Here is a 15,140-nt window from a genome sequence, read left to right as displayed (position 1 = left end):
GCGGGGCTTGCCTGCGTCGATCACGACTTCCGGAACAGCGCATCGAGTGCGTCCGAATACGCGCGGACGTTGGCCTCGTAGAGCGGGTCCAGCGTGCGCAGAAACGCCTGCGCCGTCGCGCGATAGGCTGGCAGATTCGCGTCGTGCCGTTCGAATGCCGTGCGCAGCACGCGCCCGGCATCCTCGCAGTCGAAGCCGTCGTAGCGGTAGCCGCAATCGCCCATCAAATGCGAATTGTGGATCAGCGGATAGCCGCCGTGCAGCGCCTCGTAATACAGATAGTTCTGCGCGTTTTCCCACTGATGGCTGACGACGGCATCGACTTCGCGCGGCACGATCTGAGCGAAAGGAAAGCGCGCCTCGAACGACGCGAGGCCGTGCCGGACGACATCCAGACTGCGAGCGAATTCGACGAACGTCGGCTGATCCTTCAGTTTCATCGTGCCGTAGACGCGCACCGCGTCGATCACGTCCGGGTCGGCACGATGCGCGCATTCGCAAGCGAGAAGCGGCACATAGCTCGTTTTGACCATCGACACGTTCGGCTCGAATATGCCGACGCGCCAGCGCCGCCTGCCCGGCACGTAGCCGAAGCGCAGTCCTTCGGGCAGATTGCGCGCGTCCTTGTCGAGCAGCATGGGGCTCCAGATGTGCGGCACGATCGTCACCGGCGCGCGGCCGAGCGCCTGATAGTACGGCTTGCAGGACCGTTCGTACTCGGGCAGCGTCCACATGGCGTCGTACGGAACCTGCGGCACGAGGCCCGCCGGCGGCAATCCGAACACCATGCGCTCGATGTCGAGCACGTAGTCGTTGCCGACGCGCATCGACACGATCTTGCCGCCGCGCTCGCGAAACTTCAGCACCCATTCGCGATCGAGTTGCGCGGCGAATTCGATCATCACGTCGAGCCGTCCGAGCGCGGATTCCGGTTCGATGATGGGCGCGGGCGCATCCGCCATGAAGCGCTTCGCGTCTTCGCGCGTGCCGCCGCCGCTCGCGACGATATACACCGCCTCCACGCGCGGCGATCGCGCGAGCAGCATCACGAGGAACAGCGCGTTCTGCGCGATGCCGCTCTCGAACATCGACTGTCCGCCCGCGCGCACGTGCACGGACACGCCGACGCGCAGGCGGCGCGAGACAGTCTTCTTGCTTGCGTGGCTGACGGAGGTCATCGTGCGGCGCTCCGATTCGGGCGATTCCAGAGATGCATGAGGCGTTGCGCGTAGGCGTCGAGATTGGCCGGGCTGAACGGATTCACGGCGTCGATCACGCGGCGGCTGCGCGCGTGGTAATCGTCGAGATTCGCGTCGTGCTCGCGGACCGCGCGCAGCAGTTGCCGCGCGCCTTCCTGCACGTCGAAATCGGGATAGTAGTAGCCCGCGTCCTTCAGCCACGGCGAGTTGTGGATGAGCGGATAGCCGCCGTGCAAGGCGTCGAGATAGACGTAATTCTGGTCGTTCGCCCATTGATGCGACACGACCGCGTCGCCGTGCATCGCCATGAAACTCACGATGTCGTGACGCCCTTCGAACAGCGCACGATGATCCCGCACGAGGTCGAGCGAGTTCGCGAGATACAGCAGCGTCGGGTGGTCCTTCATGTGGAACGTGTTGAGCGCGATCATCGACGCGATGCTTTCGCGGTCCGCACGATACGCTTCGTCGCAGATGAGCATGGGAATGCTCGATGTCTTCTGCACGGAAATGTTCGGCTCGAAAATGCCGGCGCGCAGCGCCCGCGTGCCCGCTTCCGCGCGCGGCCGGTAGCCGTAGTGGTGGCCGTGCTGCGCGACCTCCGCCATGCGCCGTTCGAGAAACTGCGGATGCCAGATATACGGCACTTCGAACACGTCGCAGCGATGCAGCGTGCGCATGACCGGCGCGGACGGCGCGTCCTTCGACAGCAGCCAGACTTCGTCGCAGCGATCCGGGCGCGGCATGTGGCCCGGCTTTTCGAACACGGCCGCCTCGGTGAGCCCGAGATACGGCTGCCCGACGACATGGAACGCCACCTTGCGCCCGCGTGCGCGCATCAGGTCGAGCCAGCCGACGTCGAGCGCGCCGCCCAGCTCGATGACGACATCCACCGCGTCGGTGGCTTCGCGCATGTTCATCACGCGCAGCTTCTTGCCGGCCACGTCGACTTCCTGCGGCATCGCGGCGAGCGCGCCGACATCGATCAAATCGACCGACGCCACGAAAGGCAGGCGCTGAAACAGTTCCGCGAGAAAGACGATGTTCTGGCCCATCCCGTTGGACCAGATGCTCTGCCCCTCGTAACTCGCCATCGAAATGCCGATTCTCATAGACACCACTTTCAATACTCCGAAAAGACCCGCCGCAGAACGCGCTTCGACGGCGCGGGATTCTATCAACTGGCCCCGAGCCCTCGTTTGACGAATCGGGCGTCCGTGGAACTTTCGGAAAACTCGCAGCGATCGGACGGACGCGCACGCCACGTTCGACGAATTCGCTGGGTAAAATCAGGCATCGCACCAATCACGGAACAGGAGGAGATCAATGGGCATTCAGAAGGTCGGTATCGTCGGCGCGGGAACGATGGGCAACGGCATCGCGCAGGTCGCGGCCGTCGCGGGATTGCAGGTCGTGATGATCGATGTCGCCGACGCCGCGCTCGCAAAAGGCGTGGCCACGCTGACCAACAGCCTCGAGCGGCTCGTCGCGAAGGACAAGCTCGACGCCGCCGCGCGCGATGCGGCCGTTGCGCGTATTGAAACGTCGACCGATTACGCGCGCCTCGCCGAAGCGGACATCGTGATCGAAGCGGCGACCGAGAACGCCGAGCTCAAGCATCGCATCCTGAAGCAGATCGAAGCCGCCGCGCGGCCCGACGCGATCATTGCAACGAACACGTCGTCCATTTCGATCACCGCGCTTGCCGCGACGCTCGCGGACCCGGCGCGCTTCATCGGCATGCACTTCTTCAATCCGGTGCCGCTTCTGCCGCTCGTCGAAGTGATACGCGGCGTGCGCACCAGCGACGAAACCGCCGAGACCGTGCGCGCGCTGACCGAGAAGCTCGACAAATCGCCGATCGGCGTGCGCAATTCGCCGGGCTTCGTCGTCAACCGCATTCTCGTGCCGATGATCAACGAGGCGTTCTTCGTGCTGTACGAAGGCGTGGCGTCGGCGGAGGAAATCGACGCGGGCATGAAGCTCGGCGCGAATCATCCGATCGGCCCGCTCGCGCTCGCGGACCTGATCGGCCTCGACGTGTGCCTGTCCGTGATGGACGTGCTCTTCAAGGACTTCGCCGATTCGAAGTACCGCGCGTGTCCGCTGCTGCGCGAGTACGTCGCGGCCGGGCGGCTCGGGCGCAAGACGCGGCAAGGCGTGTTTCGCTACGACTGAAGCGCCCGCGCGTTCAGGGCTTGGCGAGCAGCGTCGCGACCTTGTCCGAATGGGTTTGCTGCGCGATGTCGCGGGCGGTCATGCCGCGGTCGTCGCGCAACGCGGGGTTCGCGCCGCGATCGAGGAGCATCGAAACCGTCTGCGCCTGATCGTAGCCCGCCGCCCACATCAGCGCGGTCAGATGATTGCGATACACCGCGTTGACATCGACGCCCGCATCGAGCAGGCGCTGCACGATCGCGGTATGACCGCCGCCCGCCGCATATTCCATCGCGGTCTTGCCGACGCGATCCGTCGCCGTCACGTTCGCACGATGCGCGAGCAAGAGCGCGGCGATTTCCTCGTTGCCGTCGAACGCGGCGGCCATCAACGGCGTGATGCCCTGCACATCGGCCTGATTCACGTTCGCGCCGCGATCGATCAGCGTGCGCGCGAGCGGCGTCATGCCCTTCTTGCATGCGCTGATGAGCGGCGTGTCGCCGATGCGGTTGCGCGAATCGATGGACGCGCCTTCGTCGAGCAAGCGCACGACGGTGTTCGAGTCGCCGTTGCGCGTCGCCAGGAGCAGGCGTTCGTTGAGCGCGTAGGCGTCGTCGTCGGCGCGGGCGGGCGTGAGCATCGTCGAAAGCGCGAGCGCGATGCAGCCGGATAACGCGGCGAGTTTCATCGTGTGACCGCTATTGAAGATTGGCGACGTAATTCGCCAGATTTTCGATGTCCGCGTCCGACAAGGTCTTCGTCACGCTCGTCATGTTGCCCGCGTCGTTGGTGCGCTTCTTCGCGCGGAAATCCTGCAACTGCTTGACGATATACGCGTACTGCTGCCCCGCCACGCGCGGTATCTCGTTCTGCCCGGTGAAGCCGCCGAGATGGCACATCGTGCACAGCAGTTCCTCCGACTTCTTTCGGCCCGCCTCCACTTTCGCCGCGTCGGCCTTGAAGTCCGTGGCGGTCAGCTTTTGCGCGGCGAAGTAATCGGCCAGATCGTGCATGTCGTCGGGTGAAAGATTCGCGGCCATCGGCGACATGCGCGGATCGCTGCGGCGGCCCGCCTTGAAATCGCGCAGTTCCAGATAGATGTAGCGCGCGCTCTGTCCGGCAAGCGACGGATAATCGCCGTTCGTCGAATTGCCGGTCAAGCCGTGACAGGCCGCGCACACGGCGGCCTTCGTCGCGCCGGCTTGCGCATCGGCGTGAGCGAGCGACGGCATCGACCATACCGCGCAGCAGAGCAAAAATGCGCGCAGGCTCCGCATCAGGGCAGCGCGAACACGAGCACGCTGTTGCCGCGCTTGTAGTCGAGCTGCGTGTTGCCGCCCGCCGCGACCGCGATGTACTGCTTGCCGTTGACCATGTACGACACCGCCGGCGCGTTCACGCCCGCGCCGCACTGGAATTCCCAGAGCTTGCGGCCGCTCGCGGCGTCGAAGGCGCGGAAGAGACCGTTGCCTTCGCCGTTGAACACGAGCCCGCCCGCCGTCGCGAGCACGCCGCCGATCAGCGGCTGGTCTGTCTTGTAACCCCACGCGATCTTGCCGGTATCGACATTCACCGCGACCAGCCTGCCCCACTGCTGCTCCGACGGAATCACCTTGAACGCGCCGCCGAGCCAGATCTTGCCGCCGGGATACGCGGCTTCTTCGACCTGATACGTCATCGGCTGATGCAGGTTCGCCGCGTACGCCATGCGCGTCTTCGGGCTGAAAGCCATCGGCGACCATTCGACGCCGCCGTTCGCGCCCGGCAGCATGCGCGCGCCGGTGGGCGTCGGCAATGTCCAGACGTCTTCCTGCGGGATCATCGCTTCGGATACGCGGATGAGATGCCCGTCGCGGCGATCGTGCACATAGACGAAGCCCGTCTTTCCGCCGTGGATGATGCCGGGAATGGTCCGGCCGTTTTCGTCCTTCACGTCGATGAGAACCGGCGGGCTGACCGCATCGAGGTCCCACACGTCGTGCGCGATGTACTGGTAATGCCACTTGTACTTGCCGGTGTCGAGATCGACGGCGACGAGCGAATCGGTGTAGAGATTGTCGCCGGGACGGATCGCGCCATACAGGTCCGGCGACGGATTGCCGACCACGAAGTACACGGTGCGCGTCGCGCGATCGACCGCGGGCGCCATCCACACGCCGCCGCCGAGCGTCTTGTAGAAGTCGCCGCCCTTGTCGGCGAGCGTCTTCTTTTCAGCCTCGATATCGCGCTTCATGTTGCGGCCGACGGCGTCCTTCTCGGCCCAGACGCCTTCGCTGCCGGTGTCGGGAATCGTGTAGAACGTCCATAGCAACTGGCCGGAGTTCGCGTCGTACGCCTTCACGAAACCGCGTATGCCGTACTCGCCGCCGTTCGTGCCGATGAGCACCTTGCCGTCGACGACCACGGGCGCCATCGTTTCCGAATAGCCGTCTTCCGGATCGGCGATCTGCGACGACCACAGCACGTTGCCGTTCTTCGCATCGAGCGCGACGAGCTTCGCGTCGAGCGTGCCCATGAAGAGCCGGTCGCCCGCAATCGCGACGCCGCGGTTGTTCGGCCCGCAGCAGAACGTCGTCACCGGTCCCATCTTGTGCTTGTAATGCCAGAATTCCTTGCCGGTGACGGCGTCGATCGCGTAGACGTGGTTATAGGACGTCGTCAGGAACATCACGCCGTTGCTGACGATCGGCGCGGTTTCCATCGATTCCATCACGGCGGTCTGGAAGATGAACGCGGGCTTGAGCTTCGCCACGTTCTTCGTATTGATCTGCGATGCGGGCGCGTAACGCGTTTGCGCATACGAGCCGTTCGAATGCAGCCACGATGACTGGTCGCTCATGGCGGCGTCGAGCTGCTGCTGCGAGACGGAGCGCAGGGAAGAAGGCATCGGCGATGCCTGCGTCGTGTTGCTGTTCTGGATTTCATCGGCGGCGCGCGATGAAGGCGATGAAAGCATCGCAAACGCGCCGAAAGCAAGGGGAAGGAGCGGAGCAAGCGACGTACGGGAAAAACCGGCCATGACAGTCTCCCAAATCGTTCTTGTTGTGCGACGGGGCATTGTTGCGCTCTGTGCGTCCGAAGAAGGATAGGCAATTTAAGTGAGCATTTCCAGCCATAACAAACCCGTAATTCGCACGCGCGCTTTTTAGTACTATGGATCGCATGCCGTATCATTCCGCCGTTCTTTCGCGCGACGCCGCTTGCCCGCACGCGCGCTTTGGCTTATCGCTTGACTCCCAACTCTTCACGAAACACACGCACCATGTCCACACCCTCCAACGGGCAGCCGAATCTGAACCCGCGCCAGCCGGTCGACATCGCCCGCATTCTGCTCATCATCGCGATTCTGCTGGCGCTCACCGTCGGCAGCCTCTATATCCTGCGGCCGTTCATCCCTGGTCTCATCTGGGCGACGACCATCGTCATCGCCACCTGGCCGCTGATGCTCGGCGTGCAGCGGCGCTGCGGCAATCGCCGCTGGCTCGCCACAGCCGTGATGCTGCTCGGCCTGTTGGTCGTGATCGTGCTGCCGCTTTATCAGGCCATCTCGACGCTCGCGCTGCATGCCGGCGACATCATGTCCGCAATCAAGAGCCTGCCGACTTACGCGCTGCCGCCGCCGCCGACCTGGGTGCATGACGTGCCGCTCGTCGGCCAGCGCGTGTCGACGGAATGGCAATCGCTTTCCGATGCCGGTCCCGGCGGCCTGCTCGCCAAGCTCGAACCGTACGCGACCGTCGCCGCGCGATGGATGCTCTCGCACGCGGCCGTCGTCGGCGTATTCGTCGTGCATATGATCGTCACGCTCATCATCTCGGGCATTCTCTATAGCCGCGGCGAAGCGGCCGCGAACTTCGTCGTGCGCTTCGCGACGCGCATCGCCGGACTGCGCGGCGCGGAAGCGGTCAAGCTCGCCGGCCTCGCGGTGCGCGCGGTCGCGCTGGGCATCGTCGTCACGGCGGTCACGCAATCGGCGCTCGGCGGCATCGGGCTTTACGTGGCGGGCGTGCCGGCGGCGGGCATCATCACCGCGGTCATGCTGATGTTGTGTCTCGCGCAGATCGGGCCGCTGCTGCCGCTGCTCGGCGGCGTCGCGTGGCTTTTCTGGCACGGCTCGCACGTCGCGGCATCGCTGCTGCTCGTGTGGTCGCTCATGATCGCGATGCTCGACAATTTCCTGCGGCCGCTGCTCATTCAACGCGGCGTCAATCTGTCGATGCTGCTGATTCTGTCCGGCGTGCTCGGCGGCATGTTTGCATTCGGAATAGTCGGATTGTTCATCGGGCCCGTTATTCTCGCCGTCACGTCGACGATTCTCGAAGCGTGGATCAACGAACAACCGCCTTTGCCGCAAACCGTCGCGTTATCGAACGAAGAGAACGTGAAAGCCGTGCCGGGACACGATCTCGCGGATGCGTCGCGCCGGCGGCCGTGATTATCTCGAAATAGATTTCGACAAATCCGATTTCAGATTAATCGGATTTGTTCCAATTCAATGCTTTCGGACTCTTACGAAAAGCGTTTTATGGCTGTTGGTATACAGCGTTTCACGGCTTTTCGACCCGACAAACCCGTTACAATGCGGACCTTTAATACTTGCCCACCTGAGGGCGTAGGGGAATGACCATGTCTTTGCGCGACGTGGACGTCATCGATTACATCGGAATCAATATCCTGTTCAAGCAAGTGTATGTCGGCATTTTCGATGATCTCGACTGGCAAGACGAACCATTGCATCAGGAATTGCTGACGAAGAAAATCGACCACTACAGCCGGTATATTCGCTCGGGTCAATTGCTGTCGAGTTATCCGAAAGTGCGCGGTTATGAAGTCATCGTGGAATATGTTTCGATGCACGCCATGTCGCCTTCCGCAACCGCGTTCTGGAAGACCCGCGAGCAGATCATTCGCGCGGCCGGTTTCGGCGTGCGCACACGCGGCGTGAACGTGCGCCGTTCGCTCGGATTGAGTGTCGAAGAACCGGCCGAGGCGATGGATCGAGCGGTCGCGAGCGAGTTGGTCGAACCGCCCGCGCTCGAAGTGCTGGATGCCGAGCCGAATGCACGGGCGCACGTTGCCGGCGTCACCGATATTTCTGTTGTGCCGCCGGTCGCCTCGATGCGGCAGCGCTTGCAAACCCTGCCGGTGCTCAGCCGGCTGTCGATGCGCAAATCGGCGACGATGTAAGCCACGCATCGCGCAAAAAAAAGCGGCGAGCTCACACGAGGCTCGCCGCTTTTTTTCGTCCCTCGAAACTTCACGCGCTATTGTCCCGCGCCGAGCGCCGACGTCGCGATGGCCGGCACCGAAATGCCGTTGGTCTTGGCGTACTGCACCGCTTGCGTCAGCGTCTGCACGAGCGATTGCAATTGTCCCGGCGCGGATTGCGCGATATACGACGCCGCCTGCGCCGTTCCCGGGTTCGTTCCGGCCTGAAGCAGCGACGACATGTTCATCGTGTTCTTCACCGCGCCCAGGTCCGATTGCAGACCCGCGTATTGCTTCACGCCCTGCCCGAGCGACGCGAGTCCGTCCGTGAACGTCTGCTTGCTGGCGGCGGTCGGCGGCGTGGCGGATTGGCTGGAGAACGCCTGCATCAGCGATTGCGACACGCTCTGCTGCGTGCCGCCCAGTTGCGAGAGCACGTTGGTATTCGGCACGCCGCCGCTCGACGCCCCCGACAGCAAGCCCGCCGCCGACTGCGCCTGGCTCGCGACGCTCGACATGCCCATCGCCGATGCGAGGCTCGACTGTCCGCTCAGCACTTGCTGATTGGCGCCCAGGTAGTTCTGTACGAGCGAGTTCAGCGCGGACGGCTGCGCCGCGCCGTTCGCCGCCGATGAATCCGACTTGTTGCCGAAGCCGAATTGTTGAAGATTGATCTGTGCGTAAGACGCGGCCGGGGCCGCAAGCGCACCCGCGAGGCCAGCCGTCAGAAGCGCGATCCTGAGCGAGCGATTCGGCATGATCGGGTCCTCCTTGAATTGATCCGACGTGAATGGAGCCGTTTCGACCAGCGGCCCTTCAGACGGTTCGCCGCGCGGGCACCCGCGTTACATTTGCTTTCCATTTCCGCCGCCGGCGCGCGAACCGGCGACGCGGATCATTTCACGGAATCGGCGTCGTTTCGCTGACGCAGTTCCGGAAAGTCTTCCTCCCAGTATTCGTGTTCGCCGCGATTCGCGTCCTGCGTGCGCGATGCTTCGTGCCTGCGCAAATCGACGCGCCGGATCTTGCCGGAAATCGTCTTCGGCAATTCGGCGAATTCCAGCCGACGGATGCGTTTATACGGCGCGAGCCGCTCGCGCGAAAACGCGAACACGCTGCGCGCGACGTCCGGACCGATGGCAAAGCCGTGGCGCAACGTCACGAATGCCTTCGGCACGGACAGCCGCAACGCATCGGGACTCGGGACGACGGCCGCTTCCGCGATCGCCTCGTGCTCGATCAGCACGCTTTCCAGTTCGAACGGACTCAGGCGGTAATCGGAGGATTTGAAAACATCGTCGGCGCGGCCGATGTACGTGAAATAGCCATCCGCGCCGCGCGCCGCGACATCGGACGTGCGATAGAAGCCACCGCGCATCGCGTTTTGCGTCGCGGCGGGATTGTCGGCGTAACCGGTCATCAGGCCGAGCGGCGGCGGATCGAGCGCGAGCGCAATTTCGCCTTCGTCGGCGAGATGACCGTCGGGATCGAGCAGCACCACGCGATAGCCCGGCAGCGGACGGCCCATCGAACCGGGCACGAGCCGCTGGCCCGGCGTGTTGGCGATCTGCGCGGTGGTCTCCGTCTGGCCGTAGCCATCGCGGATGGGCACGCCCCACGCCGCCTGCACGCGTTCGACGACTTCCGGATTCAGCGGCTCGCCCGCCCCGACGATCTCCCGCAGCTTCACGCGATACGACGCGAGCGGCTCCTGCACGAGCATCCGCCAGACGGTCGGCGGCGCGCACAGCGTGGTGACTTCGTGCTGCACGAGCGCATCGAGCGTGCGCGCGGCGTCGAATCGGCTGAAGTTGTAGATGAACACGCACGCCCCGGCATTCCACGGCGCGAAGAAGCAACTCCATGCGTGCTTGGCCCAGCCGGGCGAACTGATGTTCCAGTGCACGTCGCCGGGCTGAAGGCCGATCCAGTACATCGTCGAGAGATGCCCGGCCGGATAGCTCTCGTGCGTGTGCGCGACGAGCTTCGGCTTCGATGTCGTGCCCGACGTGAAGTACAGCAGATACGGATCGCGCGCATTTGTTTCGGCATCCGAAACACATTCCGGCGATGCGCCGTACGCGTCGTCGTAAGCGAGCCAGCCTTCGCGCGCGCCGCCGACGGACAGCCGCACGCCGGGAAGATCGATGCCATCGAACTTGTGCGTTTCGCCTGCATCGGCGATGACGTGCTGCACGCTTCCCAGCGCGATGCGTTCGCGCAAGTCGCCGCTCGCGAGTTGCGTCGTGGCGGGCAGCACGATCGCGCCGAGCTTCATCGCGGCGAGCATCGTTTCCCATAGCTCGACGCGATTCGGCAGCATCAGCAAAATGCGCTCGCCGCGCTTCACATTCAGCGCGCGCAAATGATTCGCGACCCGCGCGGACCGCTCGCTCATCTGCGCGAAAGAAAGCCGCGTTTCGTCGCCGCTTTCGCTCACGATATGCAGCGCGGGCGCATCGTTGCCGCGCGCCATCGGGTCGAAATAATCGAGCGCCCAGTTGAAGCGATCGAGCACGGGCCATTTGAAATCGCGATACGCGGTGTCGTAATCGGTGCGATGACGCAGCAGAAAATCTCTTGCTTCGATAAACGAATCGATGAACGGCTCAGCCCGGCTCATAGCGTCTCCTCGCTCAAACGTTCCGCGCGATCACCATCCGCTGCACTTCGCTGGTTCCTTCGTAAATCTGCGTGATGCGCGCATCGCGATAATGCCGCTCCACCGGATAATCCTGCAGATAGCCGTATCCGCCGTGAATCTGGATCGCGTCGGAACACACGCGCTCGGCCATTTCCGATGCGAACAGCTTCGCCTGCGACGCCTCCGACAGACACGGAACGCCTTCGGTCCGCATGCGGGCCGCGTGCAGCACGAGCAGGCGCGCCGCGTTGATCTGCGTCTGCATGTCCGCGAGCATGTTCGCGACCGACTGATGCTCGATGATCGGCTTGCCGAACTGCACGCGTTCGCGCGCGTAGGCACGCGCCGCATCGAAGGCCGCGCGCGCGATGCCGAGCGCCTGCGCCGCGATCCCGATGCGCCCGCCTTCCAGATTCGACAGCGCAATGCGCAAGCCTTCGCCGCGTTCGCCGAGCAGATTGGCGGCGGGAATCGCGCAGTCGTCGAAGGTGATCGGGCAGGTATCGGATGCGCGAATGCCGAGCTTGTGTTCCGGCGGCCCGACGTTGAAGCCCGGCGTGTTCGTCGGCACGATGAACGCGGAAAGGCCGCGCTTGCCGAGGTCCGGATCCGTCACCGCGAACACGATCGCGACGCCCGCGCGCCGTCCGTTCGTCACGAACTGCTTGCTGCCGGAGAGAATCCACTGGCCGTCGCGCTCGACCGCGCGCACGCGCAGATTGTTCGCTTCCGAACCCGCGTGCGGCTCGGTCAGGCAGAATGCGCCGATCACTTCGCCGCTCGCGAGCTTCGGCAGCCATTCGGCCTTTTGCGCGTCGTTGCCGTACGCGAGGATCGGCCCGCAGCCGACGGAATTGTGCACGCTCATCATCGTCGCGCACGAGGCGCAGCCGGCCGCGATCTCCTCCATCGCGAGCGCGTAGGCGGTGTAGTCGCTGTACGTGCCGCCGAAATCGGCGGGAACGATCATGCCGAGCAAGCCGAGTTCGCCGAGCTGCCGCACGACGGCGTCGGGAATGGCGGCGTCCTTGTCCCACTGGCCCGCGTTCGGCGCGAGCACTTCGGCCGAGAACTGGCGCGCCGCGTCGCGGATCATGCGTTGTTCTTCGGTGAGAAAACTGTCGATCATGAATGAGTCCGGTGAGGGCCGCGTGCGGACGCTTCGTCCGACGTTAGCCGATGACCAGAACGATCACGCGAACCGCGCGCTTTCGCCACCTAGTGTCAACCCGAATGCAAGGAACGAGGATCGCGCGCGCCGGAAGGGACACTGCGATATATTGAGATACTTCCACTGGCATCCGGAGCGCACCATGACGCAGCGAACGCCCGACGCATCCAAAGAACCGCCCCACGAAAGCGAAGAAGATTTGCTGGATGAAGCGCTGGAAGAGACGTTTCCCGCCAGCGATCCGATCGCCGTCCATCCGGAACCCGAATCCACCGACGACCGCAAGACGCCCCGAAAATAAGCCGGGGCTTCTTCACGAGGCTCAGTTCGCGTCGTTCGATTCCGGCTCGTCGGGCGCGGTGAGCAGCGCGACGAGCTTTTCCACGTGTTGATGCAAGAGCTTCACGTGCTTGTCGATCTGTTCGAGCCGGCCGGAGAGATCGGCCTTCGCCGCTTCGCTCATGCGGTCGGAGGCGATGAGTTCATCGGCTTTCGGCAGCATCGGCTCGACTTGCAGAAGCCCGAGCTGGCGCTCGAGGCGTCGCAGATCCTGCGACAGCAATTCGCGATTCTTCCTGAACAGCAGATCGCGCCGATTGGCCTCGGCTTGCTGCTGCGCGAGATCGGCGACGCGCCGCGTGGCTTCGGTCTGCGACAACAGCGGCTCGGGGCCGCGCAGCACCGAACGCTTCGGCGCGGGATGCGCCGTGCCGCGAAATACCGCGAACGGCCGTTCTTCATCGAGCGCGCGCCTGACTTCGGCCGGCACGTCGGCGGGTGCGCGGCGCTCGTCCATCCAGTGCGGCGGCAGACCCGACACCAGTTCGATGCCGCGCACGAATTCCTCGTTGAAATCGCGCTGCCCCGCGACGATCAGCTTCATGAACGACGGCGAGAAGTTCATCATGCGCGCGAGACGCGTCGCGCCGCCGGGCGAGCCGGTCAGCACGTTCATGTTCGCTCGCCACACGACAAATAGCGTTTCGTCGAAATCTTCCATGGACAGGCTCCTGGCAGACCGATGCGCCCGAATGCGCTCATCGCCATGGCGCGCGAGCGGGCCGCGCGCATGTGTATCCTGTTTCCGATTGCTGCTGTGCGCCGCACCGGGCGCGTTCTCTAACGATACATACCGCATAAAACACCATACTACCGTCAACGGCAAGCGGCGCGAGGCCCGAAGTCCGCGCGCCGCACGCCCATACCTTACGGTTCGTTGCGAAGATACCCTTCCTTGCTCGGATCCATCATTCGCCAGGACACGACGAACGAGATCGCGCACAGCACGGTCACGTACCAATAGAACGCCGATTCGTTTCCGGCGCTTTTCAGGAACAGCGCCACGTATTCCGCCGATCCGCCGAACACCGCGTTCGCCACCGCATACGAGAGCCCGACGCCGAGCGCGCGCACTTCGGGCGGGAACATTTCGGCCTTGATGAGACCGCTGATCGACGTATAGAAGCTCACGATGGCGAGCGCCACCACGACGAGCACGAACGCCATGACCGGGCTCGTCACGTCGCGCAGCGCGTGCAGCAGCGGCACCGTGCAGATGGTCGCGAGCGCGCCGAAGAACAGCATCGACCGGCGGCGGCCGATGCGGTCCGACAATGCGCCGAACAGCGGCTGCAGCAGCATGTAGACGAAGAGCGCCGCGGTCATCACGTTGCTGGCGGTCTTGGCGTGCATGCCCGCCGTGTTGACCAGATACTTCTGCATGTACGTGGTGAACGTGTAGAAGATCAGCGATCCGCCGGCCGTGAAGCCCACCACCGTCATGAACGCCTTCTTGTGATGCATGAGACCGGCGAGCGTGCCCGCTTCCTTGCGTTCGCGCGTTTCGGCGGTCGTGGTTTCATCGAGCGAGCGGCGCAGATAAAGCGACACCAGCGCCGCGCACGCGCCGACGAAGAACGGAACGCGCCAGCCCCACGCCTTCAGTTCTTCCGTCGACAGGAAAAGCTGCAGGATGACGAGCACGAGCAGCGCGGCGAGCTGTCCGCCGATCAGCGTCACATATTGAAACGACGCGAAGAAGCCGCGCCGGCCGCGCAGCGCCACTTCGCTCATGTACGTGGCGCTCGTGCCGTACTCGCCGCCCACCGACAAGCCCTGAAAGAGCCGCGCGAGGAGCAGCAGCACGGGCGCCCACGCGCCGATGGTCGCGTACGTCGGGAGAAAAGTGATGACGAGCGATCCGCCGCACATCATCAGCACGGAGATCATCATCGCGTTGCGGCGGCCGTGCTTGTCGGCGATGCGGCCGAAGAGCCATCCGCCGATCGGACGCATGAGAAAGCCCGCTGCGAACACGCCGGCCGTGTTCAGCAATTGCGTGGTCGAATTGCCGCTCGGAAAGAACGCCGCCGAAAAATACAGCGCGAGGAACGAGTAAATATAGAAGTCGAACCATTCGACGAGATTGCCCGACGATGCCCCGACGATGGCGAAAACGCGTCGCCGGGTGTCCTCTGCGGTATAGATGGGAAGGTCGGTCATGATGTGCTGAAGTCTTTTATGTCTCTATCGGGATGAAAACCCGGCGCGTGGGCTCCGGATGGCACGCTCTGTCGGCGTTCGGGCGCAAGTTTAAACGACGCTTTCATCGCCGGCGCGCTTATTCCGGCTTCATCGCGTGTCATTCCGGGCGTCGCGCCTTGCGTTTAAAGCCTGCGCGCGCGTTGAAACCCGCGCGACTAGGTAATTACCCCGACACGACACTTTCTCGATTATTTATCGATAAAGTCTCGTGATAGAT

Annotated in this window: 14 protein-coding genes; 4 read left to right on the top strand and 10 right to left on the bottom strand. The window is 63.9% G+C overall.

Features of this window, described 5'->3' with window-relative positions; genetic code table 11:
- Positions 1 to 20: 20 nt before the first annotated feature.
- On the bottom strand, positions 21 to 1,178 hold the full coding sequence (locus tag NCR39_RS16450) for a DUF2827 domain-containing protein (RefSeq protein ID WP_250453144.1): 1,158 nt from the start codon (positions 1,176 to 1,178) through the stop codon (positions 21 to 23).
- A complete protein-coding gene (locus NCR39_RS16445; RefSeq protein WP_250453143.1) occupies positions 1,175 to 2,311 on the bottom strand; it encodes a DUF2827 domain-containing protein in 1,137 nt (378 codons plus the stop codon). Before NCR39_RS16445 ends, NCR39_RS16450 begins: the two co-directional genes overlap by 4 nt.
- A 214-nt stretch (positions 2,312 to 2,525) precedes the next feature.
- Here NCR39_RS16445 and NCR39_RS16440 point away from each other — a divergent pair, with 214 nt between their 5' ends.
- On the top strand, positions 2,526 to 3,377 hold the full coding sequence (locus tag NCR39_RS16440) for a 3-hydroxybutyryl-CoA dehydrogenase (protein ID WP_250453142.1): 852 nt from the start codon (positions 2,526 to 2,528) through the stop codon (positions 3,375 to 3,377).
- Positions 3,378 to 3,390: 13 nt separating this feature from the next.
- Here the strand turns inward: NCR39_RS16440 and NCR39_RS16435 are convergent, their stop codons facing one another.
- From NCR39_RS16435 to NCR39_RS16425, 3 genes are read right to left on the bottom strand one after another with little or no spacing between them, the layout of a single operon-like run.
- Entirely contained in the window at positions 3,391 to 4,044 is a 654-nt protein-coding gene (locus NCR39_RS16435; protein WP_502800229.1) for an ankyrin repeat domain-containing protein, read from the bottom strand.
- Between the two features lie 10 nt (positions 4,045 to 4,054).
- Positions 4,055 to 4,633: a c-type cytochrome gene (locus tag NCR39_RS16430; protein ID WP_502800228.1), complete on the bottom strand. Its 579-nt coding sequence runs from the start codon at positions 4,631 to 4,633 to the stop codon at positions 4,055 to 4,057.
- On the bottom strand, positions 4,633 to 6,375 hold the full coding sequence (locus tag NCR39_RS16425; protein ID WP_502800227.1) for a pyrroloquinoline quinone-dependent dehydrogenase: 1,743 nt from the start codon (positions 6,373 to 6,375) through the stop codon (positions 4,633 to 4,635). The genes NCR39_RS16430 and NCR39_RS16425 overlap by 1 nt, the downstream gene beginning before the upstream one ends.
- 243 nt (positions 6,376 to 6,618) lie before the next feature.
- Between NCR39_RS16425 and ydiK the strand changes: the two genes are divergently transcribed.
- Both ydiK and NCR39_RS16415 read left to right on the top strand, forming a co-directional pair.
- Entirely contained in the window at positions 6,619 to 7,791 is a 1,173-nt protein-coding gene (gene ydiK / locus NCR39_RS16420; RefSeq protein ID WP_250453140.1) for an AI-2E family transporter YdiK, read from the top strand.
- Positions 7,792 to 7,976: 185 nt separating this feature from the next.
- Positions 7,977 to 8,543: a DUF6572 domain-containing protein gene (locus NCR39_RS16415; protein WP_250453139.1), complete on the top strand. Its 567-nt coding sequence runs from the start codon at positions 7,977 to 7,979 to the stop codon at positions 8,541 to 8,543.
- A gap of 77 nt (positions 8,544 to 8,620) precedes the next feature.
- Here NCR39_RS16415 and NCR39_RS16410 read toward each other — a convergent pair whose 3' ends face one another.
- The 3 genes from NCR39_RS16410 to NCR39_RS16400 form a co-directional block, all read right to left on the bottom strand.
- Complete coding sequence (locus tag NCR39_RS16410; RefSeq protein ID WP_250453138.1) at positions 8,621 to 9,322, bottom strand: hypothetical protein; 702 nt, start codon at positions 9,320 to 9,322, stop codon at positions 8,621 to 8,623.
- A 137-nt stretch (positions 9,323 to 9,459) separates the two neighbouring features.
- The gene (locus NCR39_RS16405; RefSeq protein ID WP_250453137.1) at positions 9,460 to 11,187 is read right to left on the bottom strand and encodes an AMP-binding protein; all 1,728 of its coding nucleotides are present in this window, start codon (positions 11,185 to 11,187) and stop codon (positions 9,460 to 9,462) included.
- Positions 11,188 to 11,200: 13 nt separating this feature from the next.
- Complete coding sequence (locus NCR39_RS16400; protein WP_250453654.1) at positions 11,201 to 12,334, bottom strand: acyl-CoA dehydrogenase family protein; 1,134 nt, start codon at positions 12,332 to 12,334, stop codon at positions 11,201 to 11,203.
- Between the two features lie 187 nt (positions 12,335 to 12,521).
- Between NCR39_RS16400 and NCR39_RS16395 the strand changes: the two genes are divergently transcribed.
- On the top strand, positions 12,522 to 12,680 hold the full coding sequence (locus NCR39_RS16395; RefSeq protein WP_250453136.1) for a hypothetical protein: 159 nt from the start codon (positions 12,522 to 12,524) through the stop codon (positions 12,678 to 12,680).
- 21 nt (positions 12,681 to 12,701) lie between these two features.
- Here the strand turns inward: NCR39_RS16395 and NCR39_RS16390 are convergent, their stop codons facing one another.
- Positions 12,702 to 13,379: a hypothetical protein gene (locus NCR39_RS16390; RefSeq protein WP_250453135.1), complete on the bottom strand. Its 678-nt coding sequence runs from the start codon at positions 13,377 to 13,379 to the stop codon at positions 12,702 to 12,704.
- Between the two features lie 206 nt (positions 13,380 to 13,585).
- The gene (locus tag NCR39_RS16385) at positions 13,586 to 14,881 is read right to left on the bottom strand and encodes an MFS family transporter (RefSeq protein ID WP_250453134.1); all 1,296 of its coding nucleotides are present in this window, start codon (positions 14,879 to 14,881) and stop codon (positions 13,586 to 13,588) included.
- Positions 14,882 to 15,140 lie beyond the last annotated feature (259 nt).

It is taken from the genome of Caballeronia sp. ATUFL_M2_KS44 (genome assembly GCF_023630965.1).
Lineage (GTDB): Bacteria > Pseudomonadota > Gammaproteobacteria > Burkholderiales > Burkholderiaceae > Caballeronia > Caballeronia concitans.
The sequence above is the reverse complement of the archived record's forward strand: the minus strand, read 5'-3'. Positions and strand labels throughout refer to the sequence as shown.